The organism is Brevibacillus aydinogluensis (assembly GCF_961514395.1).
Lineage (GTDB): Bacteria > Bacillota > Bacilli > Brevibacillales > Brevibacillaceae > Brevibacillus > Brevibacillus aydinogluensis.
This window is the reverse complement of record NZ_OY569118.1, coordinates 3246009-3263926: the sequence shown is the minus strand read 5'-3', so window position 1 is coordinate 3263926 and position 17918 is coordinate 3246009. Positions and strand designations below refer to the sequence as shown.

Here is a 17918-nt window from a genome sequence, read left to right as displayed (position 1 = left end):
GGAGGAGGAAAAAATGGAATGAAACAGATATGGAGAAGCGGGTGGCTGGCTGTCTTGCTGGCGATAAGCGTCGCAGCTGGCGGTTGTGCGCCGGACGCAGATGTCAGCCAGCCGCAGGTGGAGGGGCCGGTCGTGCCGCCTGCCGTGGAGTACGCGCCCAAATTGCAGGAAAATCGGCTGGTCTACGATAAGGATCAGCCGGGAAGCGTCGTACACCTGTACATTACCGTGACGGATGACAACCTCAGCGCCGAGCGGCCGATGACCTGGGCGGAGTTGAACCGCATCGCCAACGAGAACGACAACACGGTCGAGCGAAAACTGAACGTCATCGTGCAGGAAGGGACGGATCAGGGACCACAAAAGGGGATGTTTGGTTACGGAACGAACGAGCCCAACGCTTCCATCACCCTTCGGGGCAAGTCGTCGATCAAGGCGATGCAGAAGTCGTACAAGATCAGGCTCTTTGACAATGCCGGCTACTGGCGGGATCAGCGGACCATCAACCTGAACAAGCACGTGTACGATTTTTCCCGGCTGCGCAACAAACTGAGCTTTGACTACTTCAAGCAGCTGCCGGACATCACCAGCCTGCGCACCCAGTTCGTTCACCTGCATGTCAGGGATCTCACCAGCGGGCGGGCGCAGGCGCCGTTTGAGGATTACGGCCTGTACACCCAGATTGAACAGCCCAACAAGTCGTTTCTCCGGACGCACGGGCTGGACCCCTACGGCCATCTGTACAAGGCTACCAACTTTGAGTTTTTCCGCTATCCCGACAAGTTGAAAATGGCGGACGATCCCACGTACGACAAACAGGCTTTCGAGTCCGTCCTGGAAATCAACGGTTCCCATGACCATGCCAAACTGCTGCGCATGCTGGATGATGTGAATGACATGACCAAGGATTTCGACGAAGTCTTTGACCGCCATTTCGACCGCGACAACTTCCTGACCTGGATGGCGGCCAACATCCTGATGGACAATGTTGACACGATGACACAAAACTTTTTCCTCTATTCTCCGCTGAACGCGGAAAAATGGTATTTTCTCCCATGGGATTACGACGCGGCGTTTGATTTTTACGGCAGCCCGGCCGGTAATCCCAATGAGCGCGCATTGTGGGAGCGGGGGATTCATAACTATTGGGGCAGCGTGCTGGCCAACCGGTTTTTTAAAAATCCGCAAAACGTCGAGCAGCTTGTGGCCAAAGTGCGCCAACTTCGCACCATCATCAATCCGGAAAACTCGCGGCGCATGATCGAGACGTACAAACCGGTCGTGTCCGCTTTCGTCAGACGGGAACCGGACATCCGCTACCTGCCGGGGCGGGTGGAGTTGTACGAGCAGGAGCTGGAGCGGATCATCCAAATGCCCGTGAAGAATGAGCAGGCATTCATCGCCAGCTTGCAGGCACCGATGCCGTATTATCTGGCAGATGTGGAGCAGGCGAACGGAACGCTGACGTTTCGCTGGGGGATGTCGTACGACCTGCAGGGCGATGAGCTGACCTACCGCTTCCAGTTGGCGAAAGAGCCGTCGTTTGCCCGCCCGTTGGTGGATCGCGACGGGTTGAAGGGAACCTCGCTCGTGCTGAACGGCATCGGCAAGGGACGTTACTTTTGGCGAGTCACGGTGAAGGACGCGAAGGGGCACGTGATGACGGCGTTTGACAAGTTCTTTGACGAGAACGGCAACGTCTATAACGGCGTCCGCGACTTTTACGTGAAATGACGGGAGGGGAGCCTGTGCGTGCATGGAAACGGAAACACGCTGCGTCATGAACTGAAGTACTATATTCATCCGCACGATTACGTCGGGTTGCGCAACCGGCTGCGGGCGCTCCTTCCCTTGGACCGCCATTCCGTAAACGACGAAGGCTACCACATCCGCAGCCTGTATTTTGACGACATCCGGGAGAGCGCGCTGTACGACAAGATCAGCGGTTACTTCCAGCGGAAAAAGTACCGCATCCGCATCTACAACGTCAGCGACCGGATCATCCGGCTGGAGCGAAAAAGCAAGTGGAACGAGTACGTGCTCAAGGAATCGGCCCCGTTGACCCGCAGTCAGGTGTACCGGCTGCTGGAGGGTGACATCGACTGGTTGGCGGACAAGGGGCAGCGCCTGTTGGCTGATTTTTACCAGGATCTCAAGGCAGGTGCGATGAGGCCGTCCGTCATCGTCGACTACATCCGGGAGGCGTATGTGGATGTTTCCACCAACACCCGGGTTACCTTTGACAAACAGCTGGCAGCCGGGCTTCATTCGTTTGACCTGTTTGACCCCAACCTGGCTACCTGGGAAGCGATCCAGGGGCCGCGGATGATCATGGAGATCAAATTCCGGCGCTTTTTGCCGGGGACGATTCGCTCGCTGGCGCAGGTGTCGGCTCACCAGCGTTCGGCGATCTCCAAGTACGTCCTGTGCAAGGAGAGGCAAAAAGTATACGACCGCTAACGGCGGATACGCGGTGGGATGCACTGTATGGATGGGAAAGGAAGTGCGTTATGGACGAGCTGATTACGTTTCGGGATATCATCAAAAAAAGCGTGCTCAACCTCGGGGCGTTTACCAATGTATCGTGGGTGGACATGTGTCTGAGTCTTTTGGTCGCGTTTGCGGTCGGCATGTTTATCTACTATGTGTACCGCGTCTGCTACCGGGGAGTGGTATACAGCCACAATTACAACGTCACGTTCGTGCTGATGACGATTATCACCGCGCTGATTATCATGACCATCAGCACCAACATCGTGCTCTCGCTCGGCATGGTCGGAGCGCTCAGCATCGTCCGGTTTCGGACAGCGGTCAAGGATCCGATGGACATCGTCTACATGTTTTGGGCCATCTCGGCGGGCATTGCCGCGGGGGCGAAAATATACTCCGTTGCCATCGTCGGTTCGCTGGTGGTGGGTCTTACGATCTGGTGGCTGACGCGGCGCAAGGAAGCCTCCTCCCCCTATCTGTTGATCCTGCATTACGAAGCGATTGCCGAAGACGAGGTCAAGCGGCGGATTCGGAAAATGAACGCCGTGCTGAAGTCAAAGACAGTGCGCAAGGAGCTGACCGAGCTGACGGTGGAACTGCGGATACGTGACGACAACACCGCGTTTGTCAACGATTTCTCTGCATTGGAAGGGGTCAAGGACGTGGTGCTGGTCAGCTACAACGGCGAGTACGCCCAGTGATGATGTCCCCCTTGTTTGGGAAACCGGCCTGCGGGGAGGAAGGTAGGGCGTATTGACAAACGCGGTCAACTGTTTTTATAATCTCTCATGCTTACCTCCTTCCTTGCACCAGCGAAGGAGCCGACAGATGCATAGCATACCACGGCATTGAAGAGGAAGAGTAAGAGAGGGCGCTGACGTTCAGAGAGCCTGCCTGCAAGCTGAGAGGGGGGCCGTCATCTCTCTTTGAAGCCGCCTTGGAGCTCCTGCTTTTGAAATTGCGAGTAGAAAGCAGCGGATCAGCCCCCGTTATCGGGTGAAAGTCTGTGCAGGACTTTCCGAGTCTGCTTTTCGTGAGGAGAGCAGAAAAGCTGAGTGGTACCGCGATTCCGTCGCCTCAGCAATCGAATCTTTGGGACGAATGTTCCGGATTCGGTTGCGGGGCGATTTTTTGTTGGAGTACGCGGGTTGGCCACGCGCAATTTTACAGGAATGGAGTGGAAGTAATGGATCGTCAAAAGCAGCGTGAACTCTTGCGGCTGCTGGAACAGGACAGCCGCCTGAACCCGGAACAGATCGCCAGCTTGTTGGCCGAACCGGTGGATAGCGTAAAAGAGACAATCGCCCGGCTGGAAGCGGAAAAAGTGATCGTCAAGTATCCCGCGCTGATCAACTGGGAGCTGGTGGAGGACCATCCGTACGTGACGGCCATGATCGATGTCAAGGTGACGCCGAAGCGGGAAGTGGGTTTTGACGAGGTGGCGGAGCGAATCTGCCGTTTCCCGGAAGTGAAGGCCGTCTACCTGATGTCCGGCGCCAGCTACGACCTGTCCGTCGTGCTGGAAGGAAAAACGATGCGGGAAGTGGCGTCGTTTGTGTCGCAAAAGCTGGCCACGCTGGATTCCGTCGTCTCGACCGCGACCCACTTTATCCTCAAGCGGTACAAACACGACGGCATTCAGTTTGAAGACAGAGACGAAGACCACAGGATGGTGGTAACCCCATGAGTCAGCAAATCAGTGTACGTCAGCGTTTGTCCGCCACGGTCGCCTCGCTCAAGCCGTCGGGCATCCGCCGTTTCTTTGACCTGGCCGCTTCGATGGAAGGGGTCATCTCGCTCGGGGTAGGGGAACCGGATTTCGTCACCCCGTGGCGCGTGCGGGAAGCCTGCATCGCCTCGCTGGAACGGGGCTACACGGCGTATACCTCCAATGCCGGTCTCATCGAGCTGCGCAGGGAGATTCACAAGTACCTGGAGGAGCGCTTCGCCGTCTCGTACCATCCGGAAAAAGAGATCATGATTACAGTCGGCGCCAGTGAAGCGATTGACATCGCGCTGCGGGCCATCGTCGATCCTGGCGACGAGGTATTGGTCGTCGAGCCCTGCTATGTCTCCTACGAACCGGTCATCCGTCTGGCCGGCGGGGTGCCGGTGTTTTTGCACACGCGCGCGGAGCAGTCGTTTAAATTAACGCCTGAGGAGCTGGAGGCGCACATCACGCCGCGCACCAAGGCGATCATCTTCTGCTACCCGAACAACCCGACCGGCAGCACGATGTCGGCGGAGGAGTGGAAGCGGCTGATCCCGATCCTCGTCAAGCACGATCTGCTGGTCATCTCCGACGAGATTTACGCGGAGCTGAGTTACGGTCAGCGGCATGAGAGCATCGCCGCCCTGCCCGGGATGAAGGAGAGGACGATCCTGATCTCCGGTTTTTCCAAAGCGTTCGCGATGACGGGCTGGCGCCTCGGCTACGTCTGCGCGCCGGAAGATCTGCTCGGCGGCATGCTGAAGATTCACCAGTACACCATGCTGTGCGCGCCGATCATGGCGCAGATGGCCGCTCTGGAGGCGCTGCGGCATGGTCAGGCGGACATGGAGAGGATGGTGGAAAGCTACCGGCAGCGGCGCAATTTCGTCGTGCAGGGATTCAAGGAGATCGGCCTGTCCTGCCACGAGCCGGAAGGGGCGTTTTACGCGTTTCCTTCGATCGCGTCCACCGGGCTGGATGCCGGCGAGTTTGCCGAGCGGCTGCTGATGGAGGAAAAGGTGGCCGTGGTGCCGGGTGATGTGTTTGGCGACAGCGGCAGAGGCCACATCCGCTGCTCCTACGCCACTTCCCTGGATCAGCTTGGGAAGGCGCTGGAACGGATGGGGCGGTTCGTGCAGCGACTGTCGTAAAAAAGGAAAGGCCGGGGGTTCCCCGGCCTTTGCTATACCGATTAGTTGGATATCGTTGATTCGTCCGTGGAGAGATCCACTTCCCGCAGCGGCACCACTTTCGTCTTTTTCACGGCTTTGTAGCCGAGCCAGACGATCAAAAACAGCGGCAGGCCGATGTACGAGACGAGAATGCCGTTCCAATCGATCGTCTCCCCGGTGAAGGCGGTGTAGTTTTGGCCGAGGATGACGAAACAGCAGACGACGAATGCGAAAATCGGGCCAAACGGGAACCACTTCGCCCGGTACGGCAGTTCGTTCAAATCGCGGCCTTGGGCTGCAAACGCTTTGCGGAAGCGGTAGTGGCTGATTGCGATGCCCAGCCAGGCAATAAACCCGGACATCCCCGAGGCGTTGAGCAGCCAGATGTAGACAGTCCCGTCGCCAAACAGGGAGGCGAGAAACGCAAACATCCCGATGCTGGCAGTCAGCAGCAGCGCATTAACCGGAACGCCCCGCTTGTTTACCTTGCTGAACAGCTTGGGCGCCTTTCCTTCCTTGGCCAGCGTCCACAGCATGCGGGTGGAGGCGTACATGCCGGAGTTGCCCGCCGACAGGACGGAGGTCAGGATGACGGCGTTCATGACGGATGCGGCAAAGGCGAGTCCGGCTTTTTGGAACACCAGCGTAAACGGGCTGATCGCGATGTTCTCGATGTCGCCGTTGACCAGGTTGGGGTTGTCGTACGGGATCAACAGCCCAATCACGAAGATCGCCAGGATGTAGAACAGCAGGATGCGCCAAAACACCTGCTTGATCGCTTTCGGCACGTTTTTGGCAGGGTTTTCGCTTTCACCCGCAGCGATCCCGACCAGCTCCGTCCCCTGGAAGGAGAAGCCGGCGATCATGAAGACGCCGAGCATCGCCATGAAGCCGCCGTTGAACGGTGCATCGCCGACGGTAAAGTTGCGGAAGCCGACTGCTTCACCGCCCATGATGCCCAAGATCATCAGCAGGCCGATGACGATGAAGATGATTACGGTCGCTACCTTGATGAGGGAAAACCAGTATTCCGATTCGCCGTATCCTTTTACAGACAAATAATTCAGACCAAACATAAGCGCGAGGAACAGGGCGCTCCACAAGATGGACGGCGTGTCGGGGAACCAGTATTTCATGATCAAGGCCCCGGCTGACAGCTCGACGGCGATGGTGATGGCCCAGTTGTACCAGTAGTTCCACCCCAGCGCAAAGCCGAGGGACGGATCGACGAACTTCGTCGCGTAGGTGGAAAATGAACCGGAGACGGGGAGAAACGCCGCCATCTCGCCCAAACTGGTCATCAGGAAGTAGACCATCAGGCTGATGGCCGCGTAGGCGACGAGTGCGCCGCCCGGACCGGCGGAGTGGATGGAGCCGCCGCTCGCCAAAAACAGCCCCGTGCCGATGGAGCCGCCAATGGCGATCATGGTCAGATGTCGGGCCTTGAGGCCCCGCTGCAGTTGATTGGATTCCATGAGTGCTTGCACGACCTTTCTACAAAGATAGTCAGAAGGAAGGTCGGACATAAAAAATACCGCCCCAACGAACAGGGCGGTACTGTTACATCCCCACCAAGCCTTCGTTGAAGATAGCACATCACGTTTGCCCGGCTCGCAAACGTGACAGTTCTGCCCCTTTCGAGTACAGCCCCAGCCCGTGTGCCCAGAGAATGCACAGCGGACTTCGGCGGCTTTTCCCTCCTCTGGAGTCATCGATCTTCTCTGGATCTCGTGCCAGAATCATATAAAAGCCGCGACCTCTATCCCCATCGCATGTGATGAGGATAATCTGTGAAGTTTTGTTACGGTTCAAGTATATAGAAAATCGCGGCAAAATCAAGCACTAAAAACTGTAAGAGGTCGTTTTGCATACAAAGCGATTAGCTGAAATGATTTTTTATTGAAGAACATGCACAAGACCAGCCATGAGATATTCATTTTTTACAAGCTTTCTGATGAAATAAAACGGCTGCCCCAACATCACAACAAAAGCAAGGTAAGCGGGGGAAGGACTCCTTCACTCAAAACTATTTTCCGCATACCTATTTATTTACGTTTGGGACCCAGTAATTTCCTTCATTCTAGACTGACTTGTCCGAAAAATTCGATCATTTTCGTTGACAGTTAGAAAAGAAACTGGTTATACTGGAAGAAACACTGATCGGATAGCATATTTTCCCATACGGTTAGGCGGAGAAACGGAGAAACCCTTACCCGTAAACACACTCCCAAAGGGGGATGTGTTTATCTACGTGAGGGTTTTTCTTTTTCCTCGGAAACTGTTTGACTATTCGATCAACAATCACAGAAAGAGGGGTCTGACACATGTTGAAAAAATGGTTGAACGTAGCAGCCACAGCCGTTTTGCTCTCCACTGTCGCCTTGGCAGGGTGCTCCTCCGGCCAGGAGGCTTCGTCCGGCAGCACACCGGCGGGAGACGGATCGGGAGGAACAAAAGAACTGGGCCCGATCGCGCTGTATTCCCCTGAGACGCCGGATATGACCAAAGAAATTGGTCTCAATTTTGAAAAGGCTTTCAAAGGGTCTTCCATCAACGTGCAGTACGCGGGGACCAACGTGCTGGTCAACCGCATGATTGCGGAAAAAGACAACCCGCAGGCGGACGTCTGGTACGGCGGCGGAGGATTCCTGCCGTTTGAAGCGGCCAAGGACAAGGACATCATCACATCGTACACGCCGGAAGCAATCAAGGATTGGCCGGAAGTGCGGGACGGCATCAAGCTCCGCGACAAGGACTGGAAGTGGATCGGCGCGGAAGTGTTCGTACTCGGCTTTGCCTACAACAGCGACCTGGTGAAGCCGGAAGAGGCGCCGAAAACCTGGGACGACCTGCTTGACCCCAAATGGAAGGGCAAAATCCAGATGCCCAACCCCGCCGCTTCCGGCACAGCCACCCTCACTGTGCTGAGTCAACTGATGGCCCGCGGCGAAGAGCAGGGCTGGGACTACTTCAAAAAATTGGTGGAACAGATGAGCGCCATGCCCGACTCCGGCTCCGCACCTTCCAAAGCAGTAGCCAAAGGGGAGGCGCACATTGCGATCGCCTTTGACTTCATGGTGTACGAAATGAAGGCCAAGGGGGAGAAAATCGATTTCATCGTGCCGGACAAGACGCCGGTCATCGTCAACCCGGTGTCGCTCGTAAAAGACGGCCCGAATCCTGATGGCGGCAAGGCGCTGATCGACTACCTGCTGTCCAAGGAAGGGCAGCAAACGCTGGCCAACTGGTACCATATCCCGATCTCCAAAGACGTGGAGTCGAAAACGCCGCTTACCCTGGAGAAAGTCATCCCGCACGCGCAGGAGCTGGACATCGACTGGGTCGTGAGCAACTACGACCGGGTGCGCAACGAGTGGCGGCAAAAATTCCAGTAAGGAGGCTCTTGCATGGGGTCGGTTCGAATCGAGCACTTGCACAAGCAATTCAACGGAATCACCGCTTTGGAAGACGTCAATCTGGAGATTCGCGAAGGCGAATTCTTCGCTCTGCTGGGGCCATCCGGCTGCGGCAAAACGACGACCATGCGCTGTGTGGCCGGTTTTGAAAGCCCCACCTCAGGAAAGATTTTCATCGGGGAGCGGGATGTAAGCCACGTGCCCGCCAACCAGCGGAACTGCGGCATGGTGTTTCAAAGCTACGCGCTTTTTCCCCATCTCAGCGTATTTGAAAACGTCGCCTACAGCCTGCAGGTGCGCCGCTTTTACCAGGGCGGCCTGGGCACGAAGCTGTCCGTGCTGGCCCACATGCTCAACCGCAAGCTGGGGAAAGTGGACAAGGAGATCGAACAAAAGGTGCGTGACGCCCTTGACTTCGTCGAGCTTGGCCACCTCGCCGACCGACTGCCCGGACAGCTTTCGGGCGGCCAGCAGCAGCGCGTGGCGCTGGCCCGGGCGCTGATCATGGAGCCGGCCGTCCTGCTGATGGATGAGCCGCTGTCCAACCTGGACAAAAAGCTGCGCAACAGCATGCGCGTCACGATTCGGCGCATCCAGCAGAAAGTGGGGATCACGACGATTTTCGTGACGCACGACCAGGAAGAAGCGATGAGCATGGCCGACCGCGTGGCGGTGATGCAGGGTGGCAAACTGGTGCAGGTGGACACGCCCACGTCCCTGTACAGCCAGCCAGCCTCCACGTTTGTCGCCGATTTCGTCGGCTCGTCCAACATCTTTAAAGCGACGGTGAAGGAGTCCGGCGAGGCGGGCACGGTGCTGCAGCTCGTCGGCGACGGAATCATCCGCTCCGCGTTTTCGACCAACCGCAGCGAAGTGGACGTGATTATCCGGCCGGAAAGCATCCGTCTGTTCGCGGACGGGGCGCAGGCGGATGCGGGAGACAACCTGCTGGAAGGCACGATCTTGATGTCCACCTATCTGGGAGCGACCATCCGCTACGACGTGCAGGTGGGGCAGCTGCAGATGGAAGTGGACAAAACCTTTGAAGCGGGCAGCCCGGTGCTGCCGGCGGGGACGAACGTGAAGCTGGCAATCGATCCGAATGTCGTGGTGATCTTATGAAACAGCGGTACTCTTTTGCCCTCAGCGGCTTTACCGTGCTGAAATGGTTGATGTATCTTTTTTTCCTCGTGTTTTTGCTGGTCCCGCTGTTTTCCATCCTGCTCGTCAGCCTGACCGGAGAGCCGGTCAACCTGTTTGGCAGCCTGACCAGTCAAAAAATATTGATGTCCACGCTGAAGAAGCTCTCCAACCTGTCGCTGGACGCGTACTCGTCGCTGGTGGAAGGCACCGGGTACTTTGCCGCGCTGATGAACAGCCTGAAGCTGAGCACGGGGGTGGCGCTGCTGGTGACGGTGTTGGTGCTGCCGATCGCCTACGCCTTCGCCCGCACCACCATGCCGTGGAAACCGTTCTTCGCCGCGCTCTGCACCATCCCGCTGGTGGTGCCGACGTTCATCTCCTCCTACGCGTTTACGCTGATGTTCGGCAAGACCGGGTGGGTCAACCACATCTACCGGTCGCTGGGCGGCGAAGGCGTGCTGTTTGACGTGCAGTCGATGCTGGGAATCGTGCTGGTACAGGTCTTTTTCTTCTTTCCCTACGCGCTGTGGCCGATGGTGGCGGCGTTCAAGATCAGCGACCTGACGCTGGAGGAGGCGTCGCAAAACCTGGGGGCGAAAGGCTGGTACACCTTTTTGCGGGTGACCCTGCCGCTGGCCGTGCCGGGGATCGTCTCCAGCATGCTGTTGATTTTTACCGTCAGCTTTTCCGATTTCGGGACGCCGATCATTCTGGCGCCCAAAGACCTGAACCTGATCGTGGTCGAAGCGTACCGCGAGATCGCCGGCTTCTACAACTGGGCGGGCTCGGCCGTCCTGACCGTCATCATGCTGCTGGTGGCCGCCTTCTTTTTCTGGTTGCAGCGGTTAGTGATCAAAGGGAAGGAGTACGGCACCATCTCGGGCAAGCCGACGCGGCAGAAGCTGAATGACCACAAAGGGGTCGTCTCCGTGCTCACCGTCTACACTTTCCTGGTGATGCTGGTGCCGCTTTTGGCAGTCGGTTCCGTCTTTCTCTCGTCGCTGGCGACCACCTGGGGGCATCACGCCCTGCCCGACGGCTACACGCTGAAGCATTATCTGACCATTTTCAGCACGTCGCATAAAAATATTGTGAACAGCCTGGTGCTGGCGGCTGGCGCGCTGGTGCTGAGCGTCGTGATTGCCACGTTTGTTTCCTACTTCGTGGTGCGGCGCGGCTCCGGCGGACTTGACTTCGTCTCGTCGATCCCGCTGATCGTGCCGGGTATTTCCCTGGGAATTGCGCTGATCCAGACGTTTAATACGGCGCCGCTGAAATTGACCGGCACCGCCCTCTTGCTGATCGTCGCCTACACGATCCGGCGGATGCCGTACATGATCCGCTCGACGATGAGCTCAATGATGGCGATCCGCAAAGACATCGAAGAAGCGGCCGTCAACCTGGGCGCCTCCAACCTGCTGGCAGCCGTTACGGTCATCGGCCCGCTGATGCTGCCGGGCATCGCGGCAGGTGCGATCCTGGTGTTCGTGACGGTAATCAAGGAGACCAGCATCTCGCTGCTGCTGGCGCCGACGGATTGGGCGCCGATGAGCCTGGCTGTGTTTCAAAACCTGCTGCGGGGCGAGTACTACACCGCTTCAGCCATGGCGATCCTGATCATCGCCATTGTCATCGCACTGCAGTCTCTGGCAAAAAAACTGACCAAAGACCAACTGTACTAAGGAGAACGGACAATGAGAGGGTTTATCTTTGACCTCGACGGTACGGTCTATCTGGGTGATCGGTTGATTGAGGGGGCGGCGGAGGCGATTCGGACGCTGCGAGCGCGCAGCGACAAGGTGGTGTTCCTCTCCAACAAGCCGATCGCCACCCGCCAGTCCTACGCGGAGAAGCTGACAAACATGGGCATCCCCACAACAGTGGACGACGTGCTCAACTCTTCGCTGATCACGGCCCGGTATCTGCAGCGGGTATTGCAGCCGGGCGAGCGGGTGCTGGTCATCGGGGAGCAGCCGATCCGTGACGAGCTGGCGGCCCATGGCATCGTCATGAGCGACGACCCGTACGATGTGCAGTACGTCGTCCTGTCGTGGGATCGGCGGTTCAGCTACGAGACGCTGAACACGTTGTATCAGGCGGCGGTACGGGGAGCAAAGGTGATCGCCACCAACCCGGACCGGACGTGCCCGCTGGAAGACGGACAAATCCCGGACACCGGCGCGTTTATCGGCGCATTGGAAGGGGCGACGGGCAGGCCGATCGACCTCGTGGTGGGCAAACCTTCTCCGATCGCGGCGGAAGAGGCCGTCCGCCACCTGGGGTTGGACTACGCTTCCTGCTACATGGTGGGCGACCGTTTGGAAACAGACATTAAAATGGGCAACGATACCGGGATGAATTCCGTCCTCGTGCTGACCGGAATCTCCACGAGGGAGATGGCCGAGCGGAGCGAATACCGTCCGCGCTACATTTTAAATAGCATTAAAGAAATTGTGAATATTTAGAAACTGGTGGTATAATAGGTACAACCAACCTGACCTGGAGGGTAACGGATGTATCCTATTGTCGATCTAGTCGAACACCAGACCATCGCTGCGGTTCAAGCGGAAGCCGATGTGGATGACGCGATCAACAGCGACGTGAATATCGTCTTTCTGCTGACTGGCTCGATTTTCAACGTCAAGGAGCTGGTCGACCGGATCAAGCAGGCCGGCAAATGCGTCTTTTTGCACATGGAGTTCATCGAAGGCATCGCGCCCGATAAAAGCGGCGTGGCGTACGTGGCTCAATACATCGCTCCGACCGGCATCATCTCCACCCGCAGCAACCTGATTCGGGTCGCCAAGGAGATGGGGCTGATGGCAATCCAGCGCATCTTTCTGATCGACCGCAACGCCGTGATCAAAGGCATCAAGGTCGTGGAGCAGAGCATGCCGGACGCGGTCGAAGTGATGCCTGGGGTGATGCCGCGGGTGATCCGGGAGATGACTGACCTGACGCCGCTGCCCATCATTGCCGGCGGACTGGTGGGCACCAAGCAGGAAATTGACGACGCGCTTGCCGCCGGGGCGCTGGCTGTATCGGTCGGCACCAAGGAACTGTGGTACTAGCGGCGTGTTGTATCGCAAGTCTTCTTGATCATTTTTCATAAATAGGATACAGGGAAGAGAACAGGAGAACCCCCTTGAAAGGACAGCTTGTCTGATGACGGCAGGCTGCACTTTTCACGGGGGTTTTTTCATGAAACATTGGAGCGCGTGAGAAGAACCGGCGCGGGCGAAGCAGCAGGGAGGCTTTGTTCCCGCCGGAGAGGAGGCTTTTGTGTGAACATGACATTTTCAGCGAGCAGCCGACTGGCTGTACTTCAGGAAATGGCAGGAGAGACGCTTGACCTGCTCGTGATCGGCGGCGGGATTACCGGTGCGGGCATCGCCCTGGACGCCAGCGTCCGCGGCATGAAGGTGGGCGTGGTGGAAAAAGCGGACTTCGGTTCGGGGACGAGCAGCCGCTCCACCAAACTGATTCACGGCGGGCTCCGGTATCTGAAGCAGGGAGAAGTGAAGCTGGTGCGGGAAGTGGGGAGAGAACGAGCCATCCTGTACAAAAACGCCCCCCATCTGGTCATTCCCGCCCCGATGCTGCTGCCGATCTACCAAGGGGGAACCTATGGCTACCTGGCCACGTCGGTCGGCCTCTACCTGTACGACCTGCTGGCCGGCGTGGAGCGAGCGGAGCGGCGGAAAATGCTCAGCCGCGACGAGACGATCCGGCAGGAGCCGCTGCTCAGGCGGGACCGGCTCAAAGGAGGCGGCCTCTACGTGGAATACCGCACGGACGACGCCCGGCTGACGCTCGACATCATGAAGACGGCGGTGGCACATGGAGCGCGGGCGGTCAATTACGCGGCAGCGCGCCAGTTTCTCTACCACAACGGCCGGTTGACGGGGGTGCGCGTCGCGGATGGCGTGTCGGGCCAGACGTTTGATCTGTACGCCGCCTGCATCGTCAACGCCGCCGGACCCTGGGTGGACGAACTGCGACAATTGGACGGCTCGCTTGCCGGCAAGCGCCTCTACCTGACGAAAGGCGTCCATCTGGTGGTCGCCTACGATCGTCTGCCGGTGTCGCAAGCGGCGTATTTTGACACCCCGGACGGACGCATGGTGTTTGTCATCCCGCGCGGCGCGGTCACCTACATCGGTACGACCGACACGCCCTACCGCAACGACATCGACCAGCCCCGCACCACCGTGGAAGATCGCGACTACCTGCTGCGTGCGGTCAACGCGATGTTCCCCGATGTCAGGCTGAAGCCGCAGGACGTGCTCTCCCACTGGGCCGGACTGCGCCCGCTGATTTACGAGGAGGGCAAAGGACCGTCGGAACTGTCGCGGAAAGACGAGGTGTTTCATTCCCCTTCCGGACTGATCACCATTGCAGGAGGCAAGCTGACCGGCTTCCGCAAGATGGCGGAGAAGGTGGTCGATCTGGTGGCGCAGCGGCTGCAGGAGCGGAAAGGCCGATCCTTTCCCGGCTGCACGACCGACCGGATCGTGATTAGCGGCGGAGAGCGGCGAGGATGGGAGCGGTATGAAGACTGGAAGCAGGAGATGCTGCGGATGGGGATGGAAAAAGGCGTCGATCGCCATACGGCGCAGGAGTGGCTCGACACATACGGCACCAACACGCTGCGGATTTACGACCGGCTGCCGGAACCGCCGCTCACCCCCGAACAGCTGCTGCGGGCGCAGATTCAGTACGCCGTGGAGGAGGAGATGACAGTGCACGCCGTGGACTTCCTGCGGCTGCGCACCGGCTGGACGTATTTTCAACTGCACAAGGCGGAAGAAAAGGCGGAGCAGGTCGTCAGGCTGATGGCCGATGCACTGCAGTGGGACGACGAGGAGACTGCACGCCAGCGGGAGATGATCGCGCGCTTGATCGCGTCAATCCGCCAGCTTCCGGAAAGCGACGAGGCGCTGGAGGAAGGAGCGCGTCGTGCGTGACCGGGGGTCACGTTGCAATTGATTTTTGACAAGACGAGATGAAAGTGTAAAGCCGTTGACAAAGCAGGTCAACGGCTATTTGACTTCAGTTATCTACCCGAAAGTGAAGACGCTTATTCACTCAGATCAAGGCTGGCATTACCAAATGAGCAAGTACCAACATGCATTGAAAGAGAAGAACGTTATGCAGAGTATGTCGCGGAAAGGAAACTGTCATGACAATGCTGTGAACTTCTTTGGTATCCTGAAATCAGAATTATTATAATATGCAAGAGTTTGAATGCATTAAGCATTTTAAACAAGAGTTGGCAAAATACATCGACTACTATAATAACAAACGCATCAAGGCAAAATTAAAAGGCTTGAATCCAGTGCAATACCGAACTCAAACCTTACTTGCGGCTTAACTAAAATTACTGTCTAACTTTTTGGGGTCACTTCAGTGCTGGTGGTTTATTTTTTTGCTTGCTTTGCTTTTTGTCAACGCCGACTTTATTTTGACCCACCATCGCCGGTTTAGAATTGACCCACCCGGCGATTTTTTGTTGGTTAGGTGGTAGAGGGGGAGCCGTAGGCTCCAGTCCTCATCTTCTCACGAAGTCGGTAACTATTCCCCCTAATATTGACGATGTGGGAATGGTGTAAGAGCCGATCCAGGATAGCCGTAGCAAGTATCGGATCGCCCATCAGTTCCCCCCATTCACCGAAACTCTTGTTGCTGGTCAACAGAATACTCCCTCTCTCGTATCTTGCACTTACTACCTGGAAAAAGAGGTTAGCTGCCAAACTGTCAAACGGTAAGTAACCAATTTCGTCAATAATCAGGAGCTTTGGTCGAATATAGATGCGTAGGCGTTTATCCAGCCTGTTTTCCGTGTAAGCTTTTCGCAGATCTTCGATGAGTTGCGAGAGACTGACAAAGTAAACGGATATCCCTTGCGAGATGGCTTCTACAGCCAACGCCACCGCCAGATGACTTTTTCCTACTCCGGGAGGCCCTAAGAACAAGACATTCTCGTGTCGGGTTACAAAAGTCATCGTGGCCAGCTCTCGAATCAACCGTTCGTCAATGCTGGGTTGGAAAGCAAAATCGAACTCCTCCAGCGTTTTTCGGTAAGGCAAGTGTGCGAGTTTGGTGCGTACCTCCATATTCCGTTTTTGACGTTCCGCTATCTCTGCATCTAGAAGCATGTTGAGAAAGGACAGATAGGTGGGCTGTCCATGACTTGCCGCTTCCAAATGGGCATCCAAGAGTAGAGCCGCTTGCTGAAGCCCAAGTTCCTCAAGACGTAGCCGTGCCTGTTCCAGTTCAATCATGCTCCCACCCCCGTCAGCTGCTCATAGACATCCAGCGAACGCACTTCCACTTGCTGCGATGAAATCTGTCGGGCTTGCGGACGTGGATAGGCATATCCTTGAGCAGTCGTAAGACCTGCATACTGGTTTTCACAAAAAACAGTTGCACGGGATCGATAGACCTTTTGGTGTCGAGCAATACATGTGCCGTCGGCCCAGATTTCCACCCACCCATTCACTTCTCGCACGGTACCCTCACGTCCACTGTACCTCCATGGAACCCCATATCGTACACCATCGTAGCTAACAAATCCGTCTCGGCTGACCTGTCTCGGTTCATGCAAGTATTTTTCCCATCGTTCAGCTGAAGGGATAGGCGACAGATTTTCCTCACGGAGTCGGTCGATGGGACGTTCGCCGGTTGTTCCATGAATACGGCGGTTAATCCGCTCGCACCAGTGTAGGGCTTGTTGATTGAGATCCTGTAAATCAACGAAGCGTTTGCCAGGAAGAAAGTTGTTTTTTACGTATTGAACGCCTCGTTCCACTTTTCCCTTTGTTTCGGGGCGTCGAACTTTGCATACTTTTGGAACAAGCCCAATCGCTGCAGCAAAGTCGGCAAAAAGCGGATGCCAGCGAGGTTTTCGATCATCTCCCATGCCCAGTACGACGGTTTTCATCTGGTCGGTCAGCATTACCTTTGGGATGCCCCCAAAATATTCAAAAGCATGAATCAAGCAACGAAGAAAGCTGTGAATGTCACAACGCTTAGTGAACTCTATATAGGTGGAACGAGAGTACCCCAATACCATGACAAATACCGGCACTTTTCGGACTGTACCGTCCAAATCTACGTAATCACACAGTCCCCAGTCGACCTGTGCATATTCACCAGGTTTCGTCTCGTAACGAAGAACAGCGGGAACTTGTTTGGGAGGACGGAAGTCCTTCACATAGTCTTTCAAGATGGTACGTCCCCCGGTATACCCCTTTTCTCGTAGAAGATCGAATAAAACCTCGCAGTTATAGATACCTTCTTGAAGACGTTCCTGCAGGAACGGTTTATACGGATCAAGCTTGGAACCACGAGATTTACGGGTTCCCTTTTCGGGGGAGAATTCACCCCGGAGATATCGGCGAACTGTATTTCGAGAATGCCCCGTTAGACGGGCAATTTCACGAATACTCTTGCCTTCTGCCCTCATGGTATGTAACGATATCACTATCCCACTCCTTAGCATGTGTCTCCCTCCGAAGATTAACTTGGCCGTTAATTACGAAGGGGATATATTCGCTATGGGTGGGTCATTTTCTTTCCGGCGAACCTGGGTCAATTATATCCCGGCGGTGACACTTTTGGGGTTACCGAAAGATTTATTAAAGGATATCACGCCGAGCAATACTTGGCTATTGGAAAAGCTACTTAAATGAAATTAGGGCGTCTAGTAGAAAGGGAGAAATATGTATATGTACAAAGCATGAATAATAGACATCTATTTGATGAGGCATCGATAATTCAATCGTTTAAAGCTACGGCGTACTTGCTAAAGGCTAGCCGCAGATGAAGGTCATGGCATTCAAGCTTTTCGAAAAAATATGTACTCGACAAATGAAGATAGAGGAACGATGGCCAAGATTTGGCGGGAGTGACCGTCTCAGACGGCTCAATGAGTGGTCCCGCCCCTACAGCAAATTCCTGACGACAGGAAGTGGTGCATCAGGG

The 17918-nt window shown here is 56.2% G+C and carries 14 protein-coding genes, 1 pseudogene, 1 riboswitch and 1 other annotated feature; of the genes and pseudogenes, 12 read left to right on the top strand and 3 right to left on the bottom strand.

Annotation, left to right across the window (positions count from 1 at the left end):
• Positions 1-18: 18 nt before the first annotated feature.
• The 5 genes from Q7F15_RS15975 to Q7F15_RS15955 all read left to right on the top strand — a co-directional run bounded on the left by Q7F15_RS15975 (position 19) and on the right by Q7F15_RS15955 (position 5352).
• Entirely contained in the window at positions 19-1734 is a 1716-nt protein-coding gene (locus Q7F15_RS15975; protein WP_171566590.1) for a CotH kinase family protein, read from the top strand.
• 18 nt (positions 1735-1752) lie between these two features.
• Positions 1753-2460, top strand: a complete 708-nt coding sequence (locus Q7F15_RS15970; RefSeq protein WP_171566591.1) for a polyphosphate polymerase domain-containing protein — start codon at positions 1753-1755, stop codon at positions 2458-2460.
• 50 nt (positions 2461-2510) lie between these two features.
• Positions 2511-3191: a DUF4956 domain-containing protein gene (locus Q7F15_RS15965; RefSeq protein WP_171566592.1), complete on the top strand. Its 681-nt coding sequence runs from the start codon at positions 2511-2513 to the stop codon at positions 3189-3191.
• A gap of 138 nt (positions 3192-3329) precedes the next feature.
• Positions 3330-3573, top strand: a binding site (T-box leader).
• A gap of 103 nt (positions 3574-3676) precedes the next feature.
• Positions 3677-4177: an Lrp/AsnC family transcriptional regulator gene (locus Q7F15_RS15960; RefSeq protein ID WP_212133200.1), complete on the top strand. Its 501-nt coding sequence runs from the start codon at positions 3677-3679 to the stop codon at positions 4175-4177.
• On the top strand, positions 4174-5352 hold the full coding sequence (locus tag Q7F15_RS15955; protein WP_171566594.1) for an aminotransferase: 1179 nt from the start codon (positions 4174-4176) through the stop codon (positions 5350-5352). The genes Q7F15_RS15960 and Q7F15_RS15955 overlap by 4 nt, the downstream gene beginning before the upstream one ends.
• A 41-nt stretch (positions 5353-5393) precedes the next feature.
• Here the strand turns inward: Q7F15_RS15955 and Q7F15_RS15950 are convergent, their stop codons facing one another.
• Complete coding sequence (locus Q7F15_RS15950) at positions 5394-6848, bottom strand: amino acid permease (protein ID WP_171566595.1); 1455 nt, start codon at positions 6846-6848, stop codon at positions 5394-5396.
• A gap of 106 nt (positions 6849-6954) precedes the next feature.
• Positions 6955-7143: riboswitch (Lysine riboswitch) on the bottom strand.
• Positions 7144-7697: 554 nt separating this feature from the next.
• On the opposite strand from Q7F15_RS15950, the gene Q7F15_RS15945 reads away from it, so the two are divergent.
• The 7 genes and pseudogenes from Q7F15_RS15945 to Q7F15_RS15915 form a co-directional block, all read left to right on the top strand.
• Entirely contained in the window at positions 7698-8768 is a 1071-nt protein-coding gene (locus tag Q7F15_RS15945; RefSeq protein ID WP_171566596.1) for an extracellular solute-binding protein, read from the top strand.
• A gap of 12 nt (positions 8769-8780) precedes the next feature.
• On the top strand, positions 8781-9911 hold the full coding sequence (locus tag Q7F15_RS15940) for an ABC transporter ATP-binding protein (RefSeq protein ID WP_304414609.1): 1131 nt from the start codon (positions 8781-8783) through the stop codon (positions 9909-9911).
• Positions 9908-11614, top strand: a complete 1707-nt coding sequence (locus Q7F15_RS15935; RefSeq protein WP_171566598.1) for an ABC transporter permease — start codon at positions 9908-9910, stop codon at positions 11612-11614. The genes Q7F15_RS15940 and Q7F15_RS15935 overlap by 4 nt, the downstream gene beginning before the upstream one ends.
• A gap of 12 nt (positions 11615-11626) precedes the next feature.
• The gene (locus Q7F15_RS15930) at positions 11627-12397 is read left to right on the top strand and encodes an HAD-IIA family hydrolase (protein WP_304414608.1); all 771 of its coding nucleotides are present in this window, start codon (positions 11627-11629) and stop codon (positions 12395-12397) included.
• 48 nt (positions 12398-12445) lie between these two features.
• The gene (locus tag Q7F15_RS15925) at positions 12446-13003 is read left to right on the top strand and encodes a glycerol-3-phosphate responsive antiterminator (protein ID WP_171566600.1); all 558 of its coding nucleotides are present in this window, start codon (positions 12446-12448) and stop codon (positions 13001-13003) included.
• A 219-nt stretch (positions 13004-13222) separates the two neighbouring features.
• Positions 13223-14899, top strand: a complete 1677-nt coding sequence (locus tag Q7F15_RS15920; RefSeq protein ID WP_230077874.1) for a glycerol-3-phosphate dehydrogenase/oxidase — start codon at positions 13223-13225, stop codon at positions 14897-14899.
• Positions 14900-15011: 112 nt separating this feature from the next.
• Positions 15012-15306 (top strand): annotated as a pseudogene (locus Q7F15_RS15915) (IS3 family transposase); the annotation flags it as partial.
• Between the two features lie 142 nt (positions 15307-15448).
• Here Q7F15_RS15915 and istB read toward each other — a convergent pair.
• A complete protein-coding gene (gene istB, locus Q7F15_RS15910; protein WP_008409491.1) occupies positions 15449-16216 on the bottom strand; it encodes an IS21-like element helper ATPase IstB in 768 nt (255 codons plus the stop codon).
• Positions 16213-17436 carry an IS21 family transposase gene (gene istA, locus Q7F15_RS15905; RefSeq protein ID WP_008409807.1) on the bottom strand — a complete coding sequence of 408 codons (1224 nt, stop codon included), beginning with the start codon at positions 17434-17436 and terminating at the stop codon, positions 16213-16215. The genes istB and istA overlap by 4 nt, the downstream gene beginning before the upstream one ends.
• Positions 17437-17918: the final 482 nt, after the last annotated feature.